The organism is Microbacterium sp. ZW T5_45, assembly GCF_044987415.1.
Classification (GTDB): Bacteria; Actinomycetota; Actinomycetes; order Actinomycetales; family Microbacteriaceae; genus Microbacterium.
In genome coordinates, this window is record NZ_JBJDRJ010000021.1 from 20,803 (window position 1) to 39,123 (window position 18,321).

Genomic DNA, 18,321 nt, shown 5'->3' on the forward strand with positions numbered 1-18,321 from the left:
CGTGTCGTTCAGGCCGCGACCGGCGAGGTTGCCGGGGCGGAGGTCGGGGCGTGCGGCAGCGACGCCAGGATGCTGCGCAGCGCAGCGGCGCTGTCGGTGATGAACGCGAGCGAGGTCGCGTCGTCGATCGGGCCGTTCAGCACACTCGCCTCGGGTGCCGCGCCTGCGGCGGCGCGCGCCTCCTGGGTGCGGGTCAGCCGCACGATCTCGGCGAACTCGGCGACGGTGAGATCGGGGTGCCCCGCCTGCCACACCGGGTCGTCGATGAACAGCGGCATTCCGGCGTAGCCGCCGATGATGCCCTCGATCGACAGGTTCAGCTGCGGAGCATTCGCGACCAGCTCGCCGAGCACGGCGGTCCAGTCGATCACCCCGGCACCGACCGGAGCGAGGTAGCGGGTGATGCCCTCGTCCGAGAAGCGCAGATCCACGTCGCGGACGTGCGACATCCGCACATAGGGGGCGACGCGGCGAGCCGCAGCGACCGGGTCCTCGGCACGCACGAGCACATTCGCGGTGTCGAAGGTGATGCCGAAGGCATCCGGCCCCGCCTCCTCCACAAGTCGGACGACCTCGAAGGAGGTGATCTCCTCATGGGTCTCGATGTTCAGATGCGCTCCGGCGTCGCGCATCACGGGGGCGAGGCGCACCAGCACCTTGGCCGTGGCGGCGAGCTGCTCCGGCCAGGTCACGTCGGTGCGGAAGCGATCGCAGGCGTAGAGCCCGCGGATCCGGAACTGGTAGTTCGCGGTCGCTGTCCACAGCTCGGTGATGCCGACGGCGGTCGTCGCCCGGATGATCCTCTCCAGGCCGAGCAGGTAGTCGCCGTCACCGAGCGCCCGGATCTCGGGGAACTCGGGGGTCGCGAACGGGTTGACCTTGGCCGCCCCGACCTCGAGGTACAGCCCGAGATCGGACGCCGTCTGCGCGACGTCCTCGAGCTCCGCGGCATCCAGTGTCGGGCTCAATTCGAACGCCGACCGGAAGAACGCACCGTCCAGTCCGAGCGCGGCGACCCGCTGCAGCGTCTCGGTCGCCGGGGCACCGGCCGCACCGGGGAGCTTGCTGGTGTCGGTGCCGACCCGCAGGGTCATCGTTCCACCGCCGCGTTGTCGCTCAGGTCGACGAGACCGCGGGCGAACACGTTCGCGGGGTCGTACGCCTTCTTCACGCTGACGAGCCGGTCGTACTTGTCCCCGTACACGGCGCGAGCCACGTCCTCATCGCCCTGCACCGAGGTGAAGTTGATGTAGGTGCCCTTCTTGTAGGGGGCGAGGGCGGCATCGAAGTCGCGCGCCCATGCCACGAGCGGCGCCTTCTCGCCGGGGTACTCCCAGTCGGCGCCGATGTTCGCGCTGAACGGCGCGCCGACGCCGGCGGTGGCGTCGTTCGACGAGTCGCGGGGCTCGAGCGAACCGGCGATCATCTCGAACGGGCACATCGTCTGGTGGGAGATGTGGGAGCTCGAGTTCAGTGCCCGGCCGGGATACGCGTCGGACTTCTCGATCATGGTGGCGATCGCCTCGGGGGTGATCTCGGTGAGGAAGATGTGCTTCCAGTAGTGCGCGATGCCGTAGCGGAACTCGTCGTCGGCGGCGTGCTGCAGCGTGACGTGGGGCATGGTGCGCACGACCGACCAGATCGGCTCGACATCGGCGAACATGCCGGCGGTCGCCGCCTCTTCGGCCTCGACGTCGCCGTAGTGCACGGTGGCGACCGACAGGATCGGCTCGCCGCGGTGCGCGGCGGGGATCTGCGACCAGTACTCCGGGGCCCGCAGCAGTCGCATGTACGTGCCGATGTTCTTGGGCGCGTGCAGGCCCCACTCCGCGAATCGGGTGATGAGCTTCTCCCGGTCGGCGGCCGCGTAGAGCCCCTGCCGGACCGTGACCAGACCCGGCAGGTCGACGTAGCGGAAGGTGAACCTCGTGGCGATGCCGTAGTTGTGGCCCGCGCCCTTCAGCGCCCAGAACAGGTCGGGGTGGTTCTCGGCGTTCGCCGTGAGGATGCGCCCGTCGGCGACCACGACCTCGATCTCCTCGACGTGGTCGACGGTGGCCCCGAACAGGCGCCCGAGGTACCCGAATCCTCCGCCGAGGGTGAGTCCGGCCACTCCCGTGTGCGACACGGCACCGGCGGGGACCGCGACGTCGAACTCCGCGGCAGGACGGTCGACATCGCCCCAGCGGCATCCGGCCCCCACCGTCACGGTGCGGGCCTCGTGGTCGAACACGACGTCGTTCAGGAGTGCCGTGTCGATCAGGACGGCTCCGTTGCCCACCGAGGTGCCCGCGAGGTTGTGCCCGCCGGAGCGGACCGTCACCCTGTGGCCGTTCGCCGTCGACCAGACGAGAGCGTCCGAGACGTCCTGCGCGGTGCGGCAGCGCACGATCGCAGCCGGGAAGCGGTCGATGTCGGCGTTCCAGACCCGACGGAGCATGTCGTAGTCCGGGCGCTCGGGGAGCAGCACGTCGCAGTCGACGGCGGTGACGAGGTCGGCGATGGGGGCGGTCTCGGTGACGGTGGTCATGGTGTCTCTCTTCTTCGGATGGCGGATGCTGACGCAGGTGGTGCCGACGACGGGGTCGCGGGTCAGACGACGGCCGCGAACGCCCGGGCGGCGAGTCGCTCGCGCAGGTGCGCGGCGCACCGGGCGACGAAGCGGTCGTGCTCGCCCGGCTCGGGGCGGAACGCCCGCAGCTCGGCGAGAGTCTCGGCCTCACCGGCGAGCGCGCGCTGCTCGTAGGCGTCGGCGAGACGATGCAGCTCGGCGAGCGCATCATCGGTGAGATCCGGATGCCCGTCGAGCCAGACCGGCAGCTCGGTGTGCAGACGCATCTCGGCGCGCACGGGACCGATGCCCTCGATCGTGAGGTTCACGTCGGGGGTGTGCGCGAGGAGGATGCCGAGGGCGGCATCCCAGTCGATGACCCCCTCGCCACAGGGGGCGATGAAGCGTGAGATCACCCGGGTGCCGGTCACGTCGTCCTCGGTGTGCAGGAGGGCGGCATCGCGGAGCTGCGTGGTGCGCACATGCGGAGCGATGCGCGTGATCGCCTCGAGCGGCACCTCGGCGCGGACGGCGAGGTTCGCGGGATCGAGGCAGACCCCGAGCACATCGTCGCCGACCGACTCGATGAGGCGCAGCAGTTCGAAGGTGGTGATCTCCTCGTGCGTCTCGAGGTTCAAGCGCACCCCGTTGGCGCGCAGCGCCGGAGCGAGCCTGTGCAGCAGCCCTTCGGTGGCGCGGAGCTGGTCCGCCCAGTCGGTGTCGGTGCGGAAACGGTCGGTGAAGAACAGACCGGGGTAGGGCTTGAAACCGCCGATCGCCGTCCACGTCTCGGTCCATCCGTAGGCCGCGCAGACCTCGATCATGCGCTCCATGCCCGCCACGTAGCTGCCGTCGCCGAGATCGCGGACGCGCGGCAGCTCGGCCGTCATGTAGGGGTTCACCTTGCCCACCCCCATCTCGACGTAGAGGTCGAGGTCGCGCGCGGCGGCGGCGAAGTCGTCGAGCTCGCCGCGGTCGAGGGTCGGCGAGAGCTCGTCGAGCGTTCGCAGGTTGACGCCGTCGAGTCCCGCCGCCTTCACGGCGTGCAGCGCGGCGACGCCGTCTCCCCAGACGGTGGTGCCGCCCATGAACTTCACGTCGGTGCCGATGCGGGGGTGGTTGGCTGTCATGACGGAACCTCTTCCAGGTCGGTGGCGGATGCTGCGGCACGGGCGCGGCGCAGCCGGCGGCGCTCGCGTTCCCCTGCGGGATCGGTGCGCGGGATGGCCTCGAGCAGCGAGCGGGTGTAGGCGGCCCTGGGGTCGTCGTAGACCCGCTCACGTGTGCCGGACTCGACGACCCGGCCGTGCTCCATCACGACGACCCGGTCGCACAGGTAGCGCACCACCGCCAGGTCGTGGGCGATGAACAGCACGGTGAGCGAGCGGCGGCGCTGCAGGTCCTTGAGCAGGTTCAGCACCTGCGCCTGCACCGAGACGTCGAGTGCCGAGACCGGCTCGTCGCACACGAGCACGCGAGGATCGGCGACCAGCGCCCTGGCGATCGCGATGCGCTGACGCTGGCCTCCGGAGAACGACCGCGGGTGCCGCGCCAGATGCTCGGCGCCGAGACCGACCTCCTCGAGGATGCCGACCACGCGATCCCTCCGAGCGGATGCGGAGAGCCCGCGCTCGTGCACGGTGAGCGGCTCGCCGACGATGCGCTCCACGGTCATCCGCGGGTCGAGGCTCGAGTAGGGGTCCTGGAAGACCATCTGCACCTCGGAGCGGAAGATGCGCTGTCCGGCCCACGGCATCCGTCGGAGATTGATCCCCCGGTAGTCGAGCAGCCCGGCGTCGGGGCGCTCCAGGCCCATGATGCAGCGGACGGTGGTCGACTTGCCCGAGCCGGACTCGCCGACGATCCCGAGGACCTCGCCCTCGCGCAACTCGAACGACACATCGTCGACCGCGGTGTGCGGGTGGCGTCCGGAGCCGAACCTCTTGGTCAGATTCTCGACGCGCAGCAGGACCTCGGCCATCACGCCACCTCCTCGATCGGGGCCGCGATGAGGTCGTCCACCGTGGTCAGTCGGATGTCGGGGTCGGCGTCGATCCGGGGGATCGAGCCGAGCAGGGCCTTCGTGTACGGATGCTCGGGGGCGGCGAACAGCTCGTCGACGCCGCGGTCCTCGACGAGGGAGCCGCGGTACATCACGGACACTCGATGGGCCAGGCCCGCGACGATGCCGAGGTCGTGCGTGATGAGCAGCACCGACAGGCCGAGTTCCCTGGACTGTTCCTCGATGAGGTCGAGCACCTGCTCCTGCACGCGGACGTCGAGCGCGGTGGTCGGTTCATCGGCGATGAGAAGACGGGGCTCTGCGATCAGGGCGGCCGCCATCACGACCCGCTGCCGCATGCCGCCGGAGAACTCCGACGGGTACGCGTCGAAGCGTCGCGCCGGCTGCGGAACGCCCAGCCGATCGAGCATGTCGATCGCACGGCGCTTGGCCTCGGCGCGCGGCGTGCCGCGGATGATGAGCGGCTCGGCGACCTGCGCACCGATCGTCAGCACCGGGTTGAGCGCCGTCATCGGGTCCTGGAACACCATCGAGACCTCCGCTCCGCGGATGCTGCGCAGCGTGCGCTCGGATGCGCCGACCAGCTCGTTGCCGTCGAACCTGATCGACCCGCCGAGGCGGAGCGAGGGCTCGAGCCGCAGGATCGCCTTGGCGGTCATCGACTTGCCGGATCCGGACTCGCCGACGAGGGCGACCCGCTCCCCCGGAGCGATGGCGAGATCGATGCCGTGCACGAGTTCGAGGTCGCCGACCGCGCCGTCGATGCGGCGCCGCTCCGGCACTGTGACGGTCAGGCCGCGGATGTCGACGAGGTCATCGGAGCTCATGCGTTCCTCGCATTCGGGTCGAGACGCAGACGGATGGCGTCGCCGAGCAGGCCGAACGCGACGGCGGAGACCGTGATCGCGAGGCCGGGGAAGGTCGTGACCCACCAGGCGGTGGTGATGTACTCGCGCCCCTGGGCGACCATCGCGCCCCAGTCGGCGCTGGGCGGCGGAGCACCGACGCCGAGGTAGGCGAGTCCGGCCATGAGCACGATCGACCCGGAGATCTCCATGCTGGCCTGCACATACACCGAGTCCAGCGAGTTCGGCAGCACGTGCCGCAGAAGGATGCGCACCCGCGAGACGCCCGTGACGGTCGCCGATTCGATGTAGGCGGCCGACATGGTCTCGCGCAGGATGCCGCGCACCAGCCGGGCCGTGCCCGGCCACATCGAGACGACCATGGCGATGATCACGGAGGGCAGCGAGGCACCGAGCGCCGCGGCGATGCCGAGCGCGAGCACCATGCCGGGGATCGCCATGAAGATGTCGCAGATGCGCATGATCGCCTCGTCCACCGGCCGGGGCGACATGGCCGCGATGCAGGCGACGATCACCCCGACGATCGTGGTGAGCACGACCACGACGATCGCCGCCAGCAGGGTCGTCCCCGCGCCGACGAGAAGCCGCGACAGCACGTCGCGCCCTGCGTCGTCGGTGCCCATCGGATGCGCGGCGCTGGGGGCCAGCAGCGCGGCCGCCGGGTTCGCGGCGTAGGGGTCGTGCGGATGCACGAACTGGCCGATCACGGCGACGAGCACCAGCGCGAGGGCGAGACCGGCCGCGACGCGATCGATCCACGGCGTGCGGCCTCCGAAGAGCCCGCGTGCGCTGCGGCCGATGGCCGAGCCGAGCGCGCCGGGCGAGAGGACGGCGCCGGTGCGGGAGGCGGTCGAGACGGTCATGATGCTCCTGCCAGGTGGGACACGCGGACGCGGGGGTCGATCCAGATCTGCAGGAGGTCGACGACGAGGCTCGCGACGATGAACACCACGCCGATCACGAGCACGCAGCCGAGCACCGCGAACGTGTCCTGGTTGAAGACCGCGGCGTTGAGATACACGCCGATGCCGGGTAGGGCGAACACCGTCTCGACGAGGAGTGCGGCGCCCATCATCCAGCCGAACTGCATGCCGAGGATGGTCAGGGTCGAGGTGAACGAAGATCTCAGCGCATGGTGCACGACGACGCGCTGCGGCGAGGCGCCCTTCGAGACGGCGAAGGTCACGTAGTCGCTGCCGAGCACGCCGATCATGCTCGATCGGACGTTGCGGGCTACCGTCGACAGGAACGGGGCGCTGAGAGCGAGCGCGGGGAGGATGAGATGCGCCAGCGAGTCGAGGAAGCCCGGGACGCTGCCTGCGAGCAGCGAGTCGACGAGCGTGTACCCGGTGACCCGGGGGGCATCCATGCCGAACGAGTTGGATCCCGAGATCGGCAGCACACCGAGGTTCGAGGCGAGCAGCCACTGCAGGAGGATCGCGAGCCAGAACACGGGCACGCCGCCGGCCAGCACGAGGACCACGCGGGTCGCGATGTCGCCGGCCCTGCCTCGGTTCACCGCCGACAGCACTCCGAGAGGAACGGCGATGAGGATCGTGAGGATCATGGTGACCACGACCAGCTGCAGCGTCACCGGAAGGGTGTTCGCCAGGTCGGAGACGACGGGCTGATGCGTGGACGCCGACGTCCCCAGGTCGCCGCCCACCGCCTTCACGAGGAAGTCGACATACTGCTGGAGCACGGGCTTGTCGAGGCCGAGTGCGAGCCGGGCCTGCTCGACCTGCTCGGGCGTCGCAGTGCGGCCTGCGGCGACGCGCGCGGCGTCGCCGGGGATGAGCTTGGTGAGGAAGAACACCAGGGTGAGCACCCCCCACACGCTCACGAGTGCGAAGCCGAGGCGCTGAGCGAGGAACTTCGGCATGATTCACCTCCTTCTGTCGGCGGTGGGGCGGCGCGGGCCGCCCCACCGGTGGCTGCTACTCGGCGAGGGTGAGCAGCGTCGGGTCGAACAGCTGGTACGTCGGGCGGTACTCGATGCCCGTGACGTCGGACGAGGTGACGACGGTGGTCGTCGGGTTCGAGACGTTCACGCTCACCCGGTCGGCGATGATCTGCTCCTGAGCGGCGGTGAAGTCGGCGCATGCGGCCTCCGGATCGGTGCTCGCGATGCCGGACTCGAGCAGCGAGTCGACCTCGGGGTTCGAGTACAGGCCGTAGTTGGACTGCCCGATGAACACGGAGTCGTAGACGCGGTGCAGCATCGGGCCGATCTCGGGGTAGTACGGGAAGTCCCACAGCACGCCGATGTCGGGCACGGTGGCCGGGTCGCTGATGAGCGCCATGTACTCGGGGTACGTGACGGTCTTCAGCTCGAGGGTGAGACCGATGTCCTTGAGATTGGACTGCAGCAGGGTCGCCGCCTTCTGGTGCTCGGGGATCACCGACTGGTACGCCAGAGTGAGAGTCGACCCCTCGAGACCGAGATCCGAGATGATCGCCTTCGCCGCCGCGACGTCCTGCTCGCTGGTGCCGGAGTCGACGCGGCAGGTCACCGCCGGAGAGGCGATGCCCGAGGCGATCTCTCCCTTGCCGGAGAGGATCGAGGAGATGTGCCCCTCGTAGTCGTAGGCGAGCTGGATCGCCTCGCGCACGGCCGGGTCGGCGGTGATGCCGGACGCCGTGTTCATCATGAAGTACAGCTGCATCATGGTCGGCAGCGGCACGAGCGCGAAGCCGTCCTTGCCCTCGAAGCCGGTCTGGTCGGTGGCGGTGAGGCCGGTGACGACATCGACCCCGCCCGAAGCGAGCTCATCGCGCAGCGTCGAACTCTCGGTGATGTAGCGGTAGACGAGGTTCGTGGGACGCGCCTCGTCGAAGCGCCATGAGTCGTCGAAGCGCACCAGCTCAGCGGACTGGTTCGCCGTGTAGTCCTCCAGGGAGTACACGCCGGAGCCCGCGTCGTTGCTCGCGAGCCACGACTGCGCGTCGTCGCTGCCCGCATTCTCGGCGACCAGCGCGGAATCCACGACGTAGATCTTGCTGAGCGCGCCGACGAAGGTCGTGTTCGGCGAGTTGAGGGTGATCGTCACGTGGGTGTCGTCGATCGCCTCGGCCGAGGCGTACGACGAGAGGAACGAGGCGACTCCGAGCCCGAGCCGGGCGTCGCGGTCGAGGGTGTAGACGACGTCCGCCGCCGTGAGCGGGGTGCCGCTGTGGAATACGACGTCGTCGCGGAGGGTGAGCGTGACGGACGTGGCGTCCGCGTTGTACTCCCACTCGGTCGCGATCAGCGGAACGAGCTCGCCGTTGGCGTCGTAGTCGACGAGCTTGTCGTAGAGCGCCCCGGTGGTGAAGTCGGTCTGCACGTCGGAGGCGAGGATGGGATCGAGCGACTGGGGCACGGCGCCCGTGCCGATGATGACGGTCTCGTCACGGGCGGGCGCCGGCGAGGTGCCGGTCGATGCGCAGCCGGAGACGAGCGCGCCGACCGCGAGGGTGGCGAACACGGCGGTCGTGCGGGACAGCGAGTGCTTCATGGATCTCTCCAGAGGGTGTCGGGAATGGTGCGAGGGCAGGGATGGTGCGGGCTCAGCGGGCCATGACCGCGGAGGATGCCGATCTCTCGATCGGACGAGGGAAGGCGGGCGATCTCGTCACGAGCCGTGAGCTCGAGACGAGGCGTCCGCGGTGCAGCACCGCCCGCTGTGCGGGAGGCGAGGCGACGACCTGCGCGGCGCTGGCGGCGTCGAGGATCACGAGGTCAGCGGCTGCGCCGACCCGCAGGCCATGGGCCGGCAGGGCGAGGGCCGCTGCCGCGGCATCCGTCACCAGGTCCAGCGCGACAGCCAGCTCCTCGTCGGTGCGGAAATCGGATTGGTAGGCCACGGTCCGCGCGACGCCCAGCATGTCGCCGTCGCCGTAGGGCCACCAGGCGTCGCGGATGTTGTCGGATCCCGAGAACACGGTCACGCCCTCTTCGCGCAGCGCGAGCACCGGGGGCATGGGCCCCGCTGGGCCGTTCGTCATCACCGCGACGCCGGCGGCCGCGAGCACCGCGCCGAGACGCCGGGCCTGCGGCAGATCGATCGAGCCGAGACCGTAGGCGTGGCTGAGGGTCACCGCACCGCCGAGCCCGAGAACGCGCGTGCGCTCGGCGATCTGCGTGACCTGACTGACAGCGGCGTCGCCGAGATCGTGCAGGTGGATGTCGACGGCGGCACCGTGCTTCTCGGCCAGACCGAACACCACGTCGAGGTGGGCATCGGCATCGCCGTCGAACCCGAACGGGTCCAGCCCACCGACGACATCGGCCCCGTCGGCGAGCGCCGCGTCGAGCAGATCGGCGACACCGGGAGAGGCGAGGATGCCGCTCTGCGGGAACGCGACGATCTGCACGTCGAGCCGATCGCACAGCCGCTCGCGCAGCTCGAGCAGCGCATGCAGGGACGCGAGGCCGAGTTCGGCGTCGATGTCGACGTGCGTGCGGACGGTGCCCGTGCCGAAGCGGATCATCTCCTCGGCGAGAGCCAGTGCCCGCTGCGAGACGCCCGTGGCCACGCCGGCGCGGATGGCCCGCTCGGCCGCGACCCGCGCCGGCACTCCGATGCCCGAACGATGCGGCTGCCAGGGCGCACCCAGGAAGGTCTTGTCGAGGTGGGCGTGTCCGTTCACGAGAGCGGGAAGGACCAGGCGTGCGCGAAGGTCGAGATTCGGCATACCAGAGGTTGCATCGAACAGCGCGAACGGATCGGTGGAGACCTCTCCGTCGTGTACGGCGCGCGCTGCGGCGACCGGCTGGGTCACTGCGCAGATCGCCGTGATCACGCCGTTCTCTACCCGGATATCCGCCAGTTCGCCGGTCGGGAGAGTCGCGTTCGCGAGAGTGAGGGAGTCGTACACCGTGAGTCCTTTGTGGAGGGCTATTTGGTATACAGAATGCCGATGCGATGTTTCGTCGAAGGGCCTTCCCCGGTTACCGCGGTGTTACAAGTTCGGCCTCACTCGGATTCGGTCGCCAGCGCGTTGCGGAACAACTCGATCGACTCGACGCGGCTGTGCTCGACGTGGGCGCTGGCGATCGACGCCGCACGCTCTTCGTTGCCCTCGGCGATCTCGCGGACCAGCCGTGAATGCTCGGCGCACAGGACGCGCTGGTCGCGCGCGGCCTCGAGGCGGAAGAGACGCCGGACGCGCCCGTTGATCGGGACCATCGTGGAGATCAGCAGGCGGTTGCCCGAGAGGTTCAGGATCTCCTCGTGCAGCGCGGAGTTCGCCGCCGCGATGCGTCGGTCGTCACCGGTGTCCAGCGCGCTCTCGGCCGAGGCCAGACGCGCGAACAGCTCGGTCGTGCTGGCGCCCGCCGCGCACGCCGCCGCCGCCAGTCGGGCGGCGAGGACCTCCAGGCTCGCGCGCACGGCGAAGAGCTCCTTGACGTCCTCCAGGCGCATCTCCGTCACGACAGCGCCACGTCGGGGCAGTGTCGATATGAAACCCTCGCTCTCGAGCCGAGGCATCGCCTCACGGATCGGGATGCGCGAGACATTGAACTCCTCTGCGAGATCGCGCTCCCTGATGCGGGAACCGGGCGGCAGATCGCCCTCGATGATCCGCTCGCGCAGCGCCTCGTAGATCTGCGTGGACAGCGGCCGATCGGCATCGCCGAGGGGTACGTCGTTCGGGGTGATGATGGGCTCCCTGAGCGCGGGTTCTGGAATTCCGTTCACTGTATAACGCCCTCTGCGGCGATCACGAGCACGCCGTCGGCATCCGCGTGGATCCGGTCGCCGTCGACGACGCGGACGTCACCGAACACCAAATCGACGCCGACCTGCCCTGTGCCCGCCTTCGCTCCGCGCCGAGGGCAGGTACCGGTCGCCTTGACCCCGAGCGGAAGCTCTGCGAGCACCGCGGCGTCGCGCACGGCACCGTGGATGATCACCCCGCTCCAGCCGTTCTCGACGGCCGCGGAGGCGAAGACATCTCCCATCAGGGCCGCATCGAGCCGGCCGCCGCCGTCGACGACGAGCACCGCCCCCTCCCCCGGTGCGGAGAGCAGGCCGGCGAGCAGCGCGTTGTCACCGTCGCACCGGAGGGTGCGAGCCGGACCGCCGAACGCGATGCGGCCGCCGTAGTCGCGCAGCACGAGGGGGACCACCTGCGCGGCGTCGCCGCGTTCGTCGGAGATGTCAGCGGTGATGTTCATGGGGCTCCTCCGGTACGGACGCGACGGCGGACGTCGCATCTTTGGTATGCCAACTGTGGCATCACCGTGTTTCGCCGTCGTTTCGACAGCCGCACGGGTCTGATGCCGACGGGCTCACACGGCCGAGCGCAGCGCCCGATCCACCGCGGCGACCTCGGCACCCAACGGACCGGGCCTGCGCACGAGGTAGAGGGTGTTGATGGGCGGGTCGTCGGTCTCACGGAGGATCACCAGCCGTCCGTCTGCCAGCTCATCGGCGATCAGATAGCTCGGCAGGACGGTCGCACCGGCACCGGCGACAGCCGCTGCCGCGAGCGCTCGAAGATCCGGTGCGATGAGCGCCGGCTCGCGCTCGAGGCGCACCCCGAACACGTGTCGCCAGTAGCGTCGCAGGATCGGCACGTCGCGCGCGTAGGCGAGGAGCGGCACCTCGTCGAGAGCGTGCGGCGCCAGACCGGAGGACGGACGGACGCCGGCGCTCGGCGCGGCGACGAGCACGAACTCCTCATCCACGAAGGCCGCGGCGGGCAGCGACCGGCCCCGAGGCCGCACCGCCGCGACGACGAGATCGAGGCTCCCGGCGCGCAGCAGGTCGAGCAGATCCTCGGCCAGCCCGGACGTCGCCTCCACCCGCAGGCCGTCAGCGATCGCGGGCGCGAGGGCGGGGATCGCGACGCGCGCGAGGAACTCGGCCGCACCTCCGATGCGGATCGTCGCCGGGAGATCGGCCTCGTGGGCACCCAGCGCCCGTCCGAGTGCGTCGAAGTGCTCGCCGAGTCCCGCCGCGAACCGGTCCGCCCGCGCGGTCGGGCGGATCCCGCGGGCGTGCCGGACGAACAGTGGCTCGCCGACGACCTGCTCGAGCGTCTGCAGGTGGGCGGTCACGGACGACTGCGCCAGTCCGAGCATCCGTGCGGCCGCCGAGACCGAGCCCGCGCGGTGCGCGGCGAGGAACGTCCGCCAGAGTGCGATGTCTCGCAACCCATCGGTATTCCGATTCTCCATATCGGGAATCTATCGGAATCACGCAGTCTGGGAGCGGGTTCTCTCCCTGTGCACACCTCCGTATCGATCATCAGGGAGACCCTCATGTCCACCGTCCTCTTCGTCGTCACCGGCGCCCGCACCTGGACTCTCAGCGACGGCACAGCGCACCCCACCGGCTATTGGGCCGAGGAGCTGCTCACGCCGTTCCGCCGGCTGACAGACGCCGGCCACACGGTCGTGTTCGCGACGCCGAACGGGGTCCAGCCGGTCGCCGACCCGGCCAGCCTGAACGAGGGGGATGCCGAGGCCATCGCATCCGTGCCCGGGCTCTCCGCGCCGCTCGTGCTCGCCGACGTCGACGCCGCGGCCTACGACGCCGTCTACTACCCCGGCGGCCACGGGCCCATGCAGGACCTCGCGATCGACGCGGACTCGGCCGCGCTCATCGCGCACACGGTCGAGGCCGGTCGGCCCCTGGCCGCAGTGTGCCACGGCCTCGCCGCGCTTCTGCCCGCCCGCACGGCTGCGGGTGCGCCGGTGGTCGCCGGCCGCACCCTGACCGCGTTCACCGACGAGGAAGAGCGGCTCGGTGGACTGGCCGACCGTGCGCCCTACCTGCTCGAGTCGGCGCTGCGCGAGCTCGGGGCCGACGTCTCGGCGAGCGCACCATGGAGCGATCACACCGTCGTCGACGGGCTGCTCATCACGGGCCAGAACCCGCAGTCGTCGGCATCCGCCGCCGATGCCCTGGTCGCCGCGTTGGCGTGACGACTCCCGACGCGTTCGAGGCGCTCATCCGGGAGGGATGAGCGCCTCGAACACAGGGGCCGACGTCGGTCAGATCGCCGAGAACCTCCACGACGCCGCGTGCGCGGCACCCGGCTCGACGACGACGAGGTCGATGCCCGTGTTGAATGCGTCCGGCGGGCAGGTCATCGGCTCGACCGCCAGCCCGCTGCGGTGCACCGCAGCGTCGGTCGGCACGTCGGCGGTGTGGATCTGCACCCACGGGCAGCCCTCGTCCCACGACAGCGCGACGCCCGTGCCCTCGGCATCGACGAGGCGGACCTCGGCGATGCCGTCGGTGCGATCGAGCGCGGTGAACGCGTGGTCGATGAACACGTCGCCGATCACCCGCGGCTCGCGGAAGTCCCATTCCGGATGCTGCGACACGGGCTCCACCGCGATCGGGCTGAGCCGATCATCGGTGACGGTGAGGACGTCGGATGCCGGAAGCGTGAGCGTCCAGTCGTCCACGCGGCCTCGGCCTTCGGTCCCTGAGCCTGCCGAATGGGCTACGAGGTACGGGTGCGGCCCGGTGCCCCAGGGCGCAGCATCCGTGCCGAGGTTGCGCGCGGTCACCGTCTGGGTGAGGCCGTTCTCGGCCAGACGGTACTCGACCTCGACCTCGACGCGGAACGGGTAGCCCGACTGCGGCTCGATCACGGCGGCGAGCACGACGCGATCGTCGGCGACGACGCGGTCGGCGAACTCCGCCCACGCGAGCAGACCGTGCAGCGCGTGCCCGCGGGAGGGCTCGGTCAGCGGAAGCTGGTGGTCGGCACCGGCGAACGAGTAGGCGCCGTCGACGATGCGGTTGGGCCACGGTGCCAGCGTGACGCCGCGGTACCCTGGGCGCACCTCATCGGCGTCGAACGGCACGACGAGGTCACGCCCCTCGAACTCGAGCACTCGCAGCGAGGCACCGACGCTCGCGACGACGGCGCGGTAGCCGTGCGCCGCGATCGTCAGTTGCCGCCCTGAGCGGGGCAGACCGCTCACAGGCCCTGGGCCAGGCGGTAGTACGCCTGGTTCCAGCGCAGCTGCTTCTGGAACTCCCCGAGCGTGGTGTCCTCGTCGATCACGAGCAGCTCGACCTCGGCCATCTCGGCGAAGTCGCGGAACGCCTCGATGCCCAGCGCGGTCGACATGACCGTGTGGTGCGCGGCGCCAGCGGTGAGCCAGGCCGAGGCGCTCGTGGTGAAGTCGGGGGCCGGCTTCCAGACCGCGCGGCCCACGGGAAGCTTGGGCAGCGACGCGCGGGGCTCGACGTTCTCGACGACATTGGCGGTGAGGCGGAAGCGGTCGCGCATGTCGCTCAGCGCGACCACGACGGCCGGGCCGGGGTCGGCGGTGAAGACCAGGCGCACCGGGTCGTCCTTGCCGCCGATGCCGAGCGGGTGGATCTCGAGCGTCGGCTTCGCCGAGCTCAGCGACGGCGAGACCTCGAGCATGTGCGCGCCGAGGATCAGCTCATCGCCCGGGGTCATGTCGTAGGTGTAGTCCTCCATGAGGCTCGCGCCTCCGGGCAGCCCCGCGCCCATGACGTTCGCGATGCGCACGAGCACAGCCGTCTTCCAGTCGCCCTCGGCACCGAAGCCGTAACCCTCGGCCATGAGGCGCTGCACGGCGAGCCCGGGGAGCTGCTTCAGCTCGCCGAGGTCCTCGAACGAGGTCGTGAAGGCACCGAAGCCGCCCTCCTCGAGGAACGAGCGCAGGCCGATCTCGATCGCCGCGCCGTCGCGCAGCGACTGGTGACGCTCGCCGCCCTTGCGGAGCTCCGGGACGACCTCGTAGAGCTCCTCGTACTCGGCGACGAGAGCGTCGATCGCCTCTTCGGATGCCGCAGCGACGGCATCCGCCAGCTCGTTGACGCCCCAGGTGTTGACCTGCACACCGAAGCGCAGCTCGGCTTCGGTCTTGTCGCCCTCGGTGACGGCGACGAAGCGCATGTTGTCACCGAAGCGGGCGAGCTTGAGGTCGCGGCTCGCGGCGAGGCCGGCGGCCGCGCGCTGCCAGACGCCGAGCTCGCGCTGCACGCGCGGGTCGCTGGCGTGGCCGACGATCGTCTTGCGCGGCACGCCGAGACGGGTCTGGATGTACCCGAACTCGCGGTCGCCGTGCGCGGCCTGGTTGAGGTTCATGAAGTCGAAGTCGATGTCGGCCCACGGCAGCTCGACGTTGGCCTGCGTGTGCAGATGCGCGAGCGGCTTCTGCAGCGCGTCGAGACCCGCGATCCACATCTTGGCGGGGCTGAACGTGTGCATCCAGGCGATGAGGCCGATGACGTTGTCGTCGGCGTTCGCCTCGAGGGCGGTGCGCTTGATCGCCGCGGAGTCGGTGAGCACCGGCTTCCAGACGATCTTCACGGGGACGTCGCCTGCGTCGTCGAGCAGGCGGGCGATCTCCTGCGACTGCTCGGCGACCTGCGCGAGCGTCTCGGGCCCGTAGAGGTGCTGGCTTCCGGTGAGGAACCAGACCTCGTACTGGTCGAGGGAGGTGGTGAGCTTCGGCATGTCGATCCTTAGAGTGCGGTGATGGCGGCGGCCTCGACGGCCAGACCCGCGCGATAGCGGTCGAGATAAGAGGTGAAGCCGGCGACGTCGGCGGCGTCGGGGTCGGCGGTGGTGAGGGATGCCGTGGCGAACACGGACGCGGCCAGGTACTCGCCCAGCGATTCGCTGCGCCCGAGGTAGGAGGCGAGCACCGCGATGCCCCAGGCCCCGCCCTCGCTCGCGAGCTCTCCGACGGTCACGGGAGCTCCGAGCGCGCCCGCGAGGAAGCGCTGCGCGACGCCCGCGGTGCGGAACATGCCGCCGTGCGCGAACATGCGGTCGAGTTCGACGCCCTCGGCGGTGAGCACCTGCATGCCCAGAGCCAGGGTGCCGAACACCCCGTAGAGCTGGGCGCGCATGAAGTTCGCCAGGGTGAAGGCGCTGTCGGGCGTCCGGACGAACAGCGGACGACCGGCGTCGAGGCCGGCGATGGGCTCGCCCGCCAAGTGGTTGTAGGCGAGCAGGCCGCCGGCATCCGGCTCCCCCGCGAGCGCCTCGCGGAACAGCGCGTCGAACGCCGCGTCGTCATCGATGGGTCGACCGGCCGCCGCGGAGAACCGCGTGAAGAGTCCGGCCCAGGCGGCGAGCTCGCTCGCGCCGTTGTTGCAGTGCACCATCGCGACGGCGTCGCCCGCCGGGGTGGTGACGAGGTCGAGCTCGTGATGCACCTCGGCGAGCGGGCGCTCGAGCACGACCATCGCGAAGATGCTCGTGCCGGCGCTGACGTTGCCGGTGCGGGGAGCGACCGAGTTCGTGGCGACCATGCCGGTGCCGGCGTCACCCTCGGGCGGGCACAGCGGGATGCCGGCCGGCACGGTGCCGGTCGGGTCGAGCAGCAGGGCGCCTTCGGCGGTCAGCGCGCCGGCGGCAGCACCCGCCGGGAGGACCGCCGGGAGCAGGGACGTGGCGGGAGCCGGAAGGCGGTCGCCCGCGAGATCCGCGTACTTCTGCAGCATCCGCTCGTCGTATCCGCCGGTCGCGGAGTCGATCGGGAACATGCCGGATGCGTCGCCGACGCCGAGCACGCGCTCACCCGTGAGCTTCCAGTGCACGTAGCCCGCGAGCGTCGTGACGGAGGCGAGCTGCGACACGTGCGCCTCGCCGTCGACGACGGCCTGATGCAGGTGCGCGATCGACCAACGCAGCGGGATGTTCACGCCGAACAGGTCGGTGAGCTCGGATGCTGCGACACCGGTGTTCGTGTTGCGCCAGGTGCGGAACGGCGCGAGCAGCTCGCCCCTCGCGTCGAACGCGAGGTAGCCGTGCATCATCGCCGAGACTCCGATGGCGCCGAAGGTCGTGGGCCGCGCGCCGTGGCGCTGCTCGGCATCGGCGATGAGGGCGGCGACCGCGGTCTGCAGGCCGGTCCAGACCTCGGCGAGGTCGTAGGTCCAGAGGCCGTCCTCGAGGCGGTTCTCCCAGGAGTACGAGCCGGTGGCCAGCACGTCGGTGGCGTCGGAGCCGATCAGCGCCGCCTTGATGCGGGTTGAGCCGAACTCGATGCCGAGGCTCGTGCGGCCGGCGGTGATGTCGGCGGAGGCCCGGGTCGCGTTGTCGCCGGTCATCGGCGGGCGTCCGAGTTCTGGCCGTACACGTTCTGATACCGGTTGAAGAGGCTGTCGATCGCCTCCTGCGGGATCGGGATCACCGGGCCCGCCTGCCGTGCGAGGTGCACCGTACGGGCGACGTCCTCGACCATGACCGCGGCCTTGACGGCGTCCTTCGCATCCACGCCGATCGTGAACGGTCCGTGGTTCTGCATGAGCACCGCACGGCTGCGGTGCCCACGCAGAGTCTCGACGATCCCGCGGCCGATCGAGTCGTCGCCGATGATGGCGAACGGGCCGACAGGGATCGGTCCTCCGAACTCGTCGGCCATGGCGGTGATCACGCAGGGGATCTCCTCGCCGCGGGCGGCCCAGGCGACGGCGTAGTCGGAGTGCGTGTGCACGACGCCGCCGACCTCGGGCATGTTGCGGTACACGTAGGCGTGGGCGGCGGTGTCGCTCGAGGGGCTGCGCTCGCTGCCGGCCGTGCCCGGGATGACGTTGCCGTCGAGGTCGCAGAGGATCATGTTCGAGGCGTCGAGGTCGTCGTAGCTGACCCCGGACGGCTTGATGACGAAGAGGTCGGCGCTCCCGTCCTCAGAGATGCGGACACGGCCCGAGACGTTGCCGCCCGTCCAGACGATGAGGTTGTAGCGCACGAGCTCGCCGTGCAGTCGGGCGACGTCCTCGCGGACCTTCTGGATGGACGCCTCGACCTCAGGGGTGTAGGCGGGGGCTTCGTTGCTCACGGGGTACCTCGTCGCGCTCTCGGACGGTCACTGTGACCGGTCACAGAAAGTCTGACACGGGCCGCGGTGAGCGTCAAGGCGCGGGGCTCGGGAGTTCGGT

At 70.3% G+C, this 18,321-nt stretch carries 17 protein-coding genes; 1 reads left to right on the forward strand and 16 read right to left on the reverse strand.

Going from position 1 to position 18,321, the window contains the following annotated elements:
• Window positions 1-8 precede the first annotated feature (8 nt).
• The 12 genes from ACI3KS_RS11935 to ACI3KS_RS11990 all read right to left on the reverse strand — a co-directional run bounded on the left by ACI3KS_RS11935 (window position 9) and on the right by ACI3KS_RS11990 (window position 12,608).
• Window positions 9-1,094 (reverse strand): sugar phosphate isomerase/epimerase family protein, encoded by a 1,086-nt coding sequence (locus tag ACI3KS_RS11935; protein ID WP_404918534.1) that lies wholly within the window; start codon window positions 1,092-1,094, stop codon window positions 9-11.
• Entirely contained in the window at window positions 1,091-2,530 is a 1,440-nt protein-coding gene (locus ACI3KS_RS11940) for an FAD-binding oxidoreductase (RefSeq protein WP_404918536.1), read from the reverse strand. Before ACI3KS_RS11940 ends, ACI3KS_RS11935 begins: the two co-directional genes overlap by 4 nt.
• Window positions 2,531-2,592: 62 nt before the next feature.
• On the reverse strand, window positions 2,593-3,681 hold the full coding sequence (locus tag ACI3KS_RS11945) for a sugar phosphate isomerase/epimerase family protein (protein WP_404918538.1): 1,089 nt from the start codon (window positions 3,679-3,681) through the stop codon (window positions 2,593-2,595).
• Window positions 3,678-4,532: an ABC transporter ATP-binding protein gene (locus ACI3KS_RS11950; protein WP_404918540.1), complete on the reverse strand. Its 855-nt coding sequence runs from the start codon at window positions 4,530-4,532 to the stop codon at window positions 3,678-3,680. Before ACI3KS_RS11950 ends, ACI3KS_RS11945 begins: the two co-directional genes overlap by 4 nt.
• Entirely contained in the window at window positions 4,532-5,401 is an 870-nt protein-coding gene (locus tag ACI3KS_RS11955) for an ABC transporter ATP-binding protein (protein ID WP_404918542.1), read from the reverse strand. The genes ACI3KS_RS11950 and ACI3KS_RS11955 overlap by 1 nt, the downstream gene beginning before the upstream one ends.
• Window positions 5,398-6,303 carry an ABC transporter permease gene (locus ACI3KS_RS11960; protein WP_404918544.1) on the reverse strand — a complete coding sequence of 302 codons (906 nt, stop codon included), beginning with the start codon at window positions 6,301-6,303 and terminating at the stop codon, window positions 5,398-5,400. Before ACI3KS_RS11960 ends, ACI3KS_RS11955 begins: the two co-directional genes overlap by 4 nt.
• Window positions 6,300-7,322, reverse strand: a complete 1,023-nt coding sequence (locus ACI3KS_RS11965) for an ABC transporter permease (protein WP_404918546.1) — start codon at window positions 7,320-7,322, stop codon at window positions 6,300-6,302. The genes ACI3KS_RS11960 and ACI3KS_RS11965 overlap by 4 nt, the downstream gene beginning before the upstream one ends.
• 55 nt (window positions 7,323-7,377) lie before the next feature.
• Entirely contained in the window at window positions 7,378-8,937 is a 1,560-nt protein-coding gene (locus ACI3KS_RS11970) for an ABC transporter substrate-binding protein (protein ID WP_404918548.1), read from the reverse strand.
• A gap of 52 nt (window positions 8,938-8,989) precedes the next feature.
• Window positions 8,990-10,300, reverse strand: coding sequence for an amidohydrolase (locus tag ACI3KS_RS11975; RefSeq protein ID WP_404918550.1), 1,311 nt, complete (start codon window positions 10,298-10,300; stop codon window positions 8,990-8,992).
• A gap of 98 nt (window positions 10,301-10,398) precedes the next feature.
• Window positions 10,399-11,124, reverse strand: coding sequence for a GntR family transcriptional regulator (locus tag ACI3KS_RS11980; protein ID WP_404918552.1), 726 nt, complete (start codon window positions 11,122-11,124; stop codon window positions 10,399-10,401).
• Window positions 11,121-11,603 carry a ribonuclease E activity regulator RraA gene (gene rraA / locus ACI3KS_RS11985; protein WP_404918554.1) on the reverse strand — a complete coding sequence of 161 codons (483 nt, stop codon included), beginning with the start codon at window positions 11,601-11,603 and terminating at the stop codon, window positions 11,121-11,123. Before rraA ends, ACI3KS_RS11980 begins: the two co-directional genes overlap by 4 nt.
• 114 nt (window positions 11,604-11,717) lie before the next feature.
• Window positions 11,718-12,608, reverse strand: a complete 891-nt coding sequence (locus ACI3KS_RS11990) for a LysR family transcriptional regulator (RefSeq protein WP_404918555.1) — start codon at window positions 12,606-12,608, stop codon at window positions 11,718-11,720.
• A gap of 84 nt (window positions 12,609-12,692) precedes the next feature.
• Between ACI3KS_RS11990 and ACI3KS_RS11995 the strand changes: the two genes are divergently transcribed.
• Complete coding sequence (locus tag ACI3KS_RS11995) at window positions 12,693-13,358, forward strand: type 1 glutamine amidotransferase domain-containing protein (RefSeq protein ID WP_404918557.1); 666 nt, start codon at window positions 12,693-12,695, stop codon at window positions 13,356-13,358.
• A 69-nt stretch (window positions 13,359-13,427) separates the two neighbouring features.
• On the opposite strand, the gene ACI3KS_RS12000 is transcribed toward ACI3KS_RS11995, so the two are convergent.
• From ACI3KS_RS12000 to ACI3KS_RS12015, 4 genes are read right to left on the reverse strand one after another with little or no spacing between them, the layout of a single operon-like run.
• Complete coding sequence (locus ACI3KS_RS12000; RefSeq protein ID WP_404918559.1) at window positions 13,428-14,372, reverse strand: aldose 1-epimerase family protein; 945 nt, start codon at window positions 14,370-14,372, stop codon at window positions 13,428-13,430.
• Window positions 14,369-15,886 (reverse strand): L-arabinose isomerase, encoded by a 1,518-nt coding sequence (gene araA, locus ACI3KS_RS12005; RefSeq protein ID WP_404918561.1) that lies wholly within the window; start codon window positions 15,884-15,886, stop codon window positions 14,369-14,371. The genes ACI3KS_RS12000 and araA overlap by 4 nt, the downstream gene beginning before the upstream one ends.
• An 8-nt stretch (window positions 15,887-15,894) precedes the next feature.
• Window positions 15,895-17,490 (reverse strand): xylulokinase, encoded by a 1,596-nt coding sequence (locus ACI3KS_RS12010; protein WP_404918563.1) that lies wholly within the window; start codon window positions 17,488-17,490, stop codon window positions 15,895-15,897.
• Window positions 17,487-18,221 carry an L-ribulose-5-phosphate 4-epimerase gene (locus tag ACI3KS_RS12015; protein ID WP_404918565.1) on the reverse strand — a complete coding sequence of 245 codons (735 nt, stop codon included), beginning with the start codon at window positions 18,219-18,221 and terminating at the stop codon, window positions 17,487-17,489. The genes ACI3KS_RS12010 and ACI3KS_RS12015 overlap by 4 nt, the downstream gene beginning before the upstream one ends.
• Window positions 18,222-18,321: the final 100 nt, after the last annotated feature.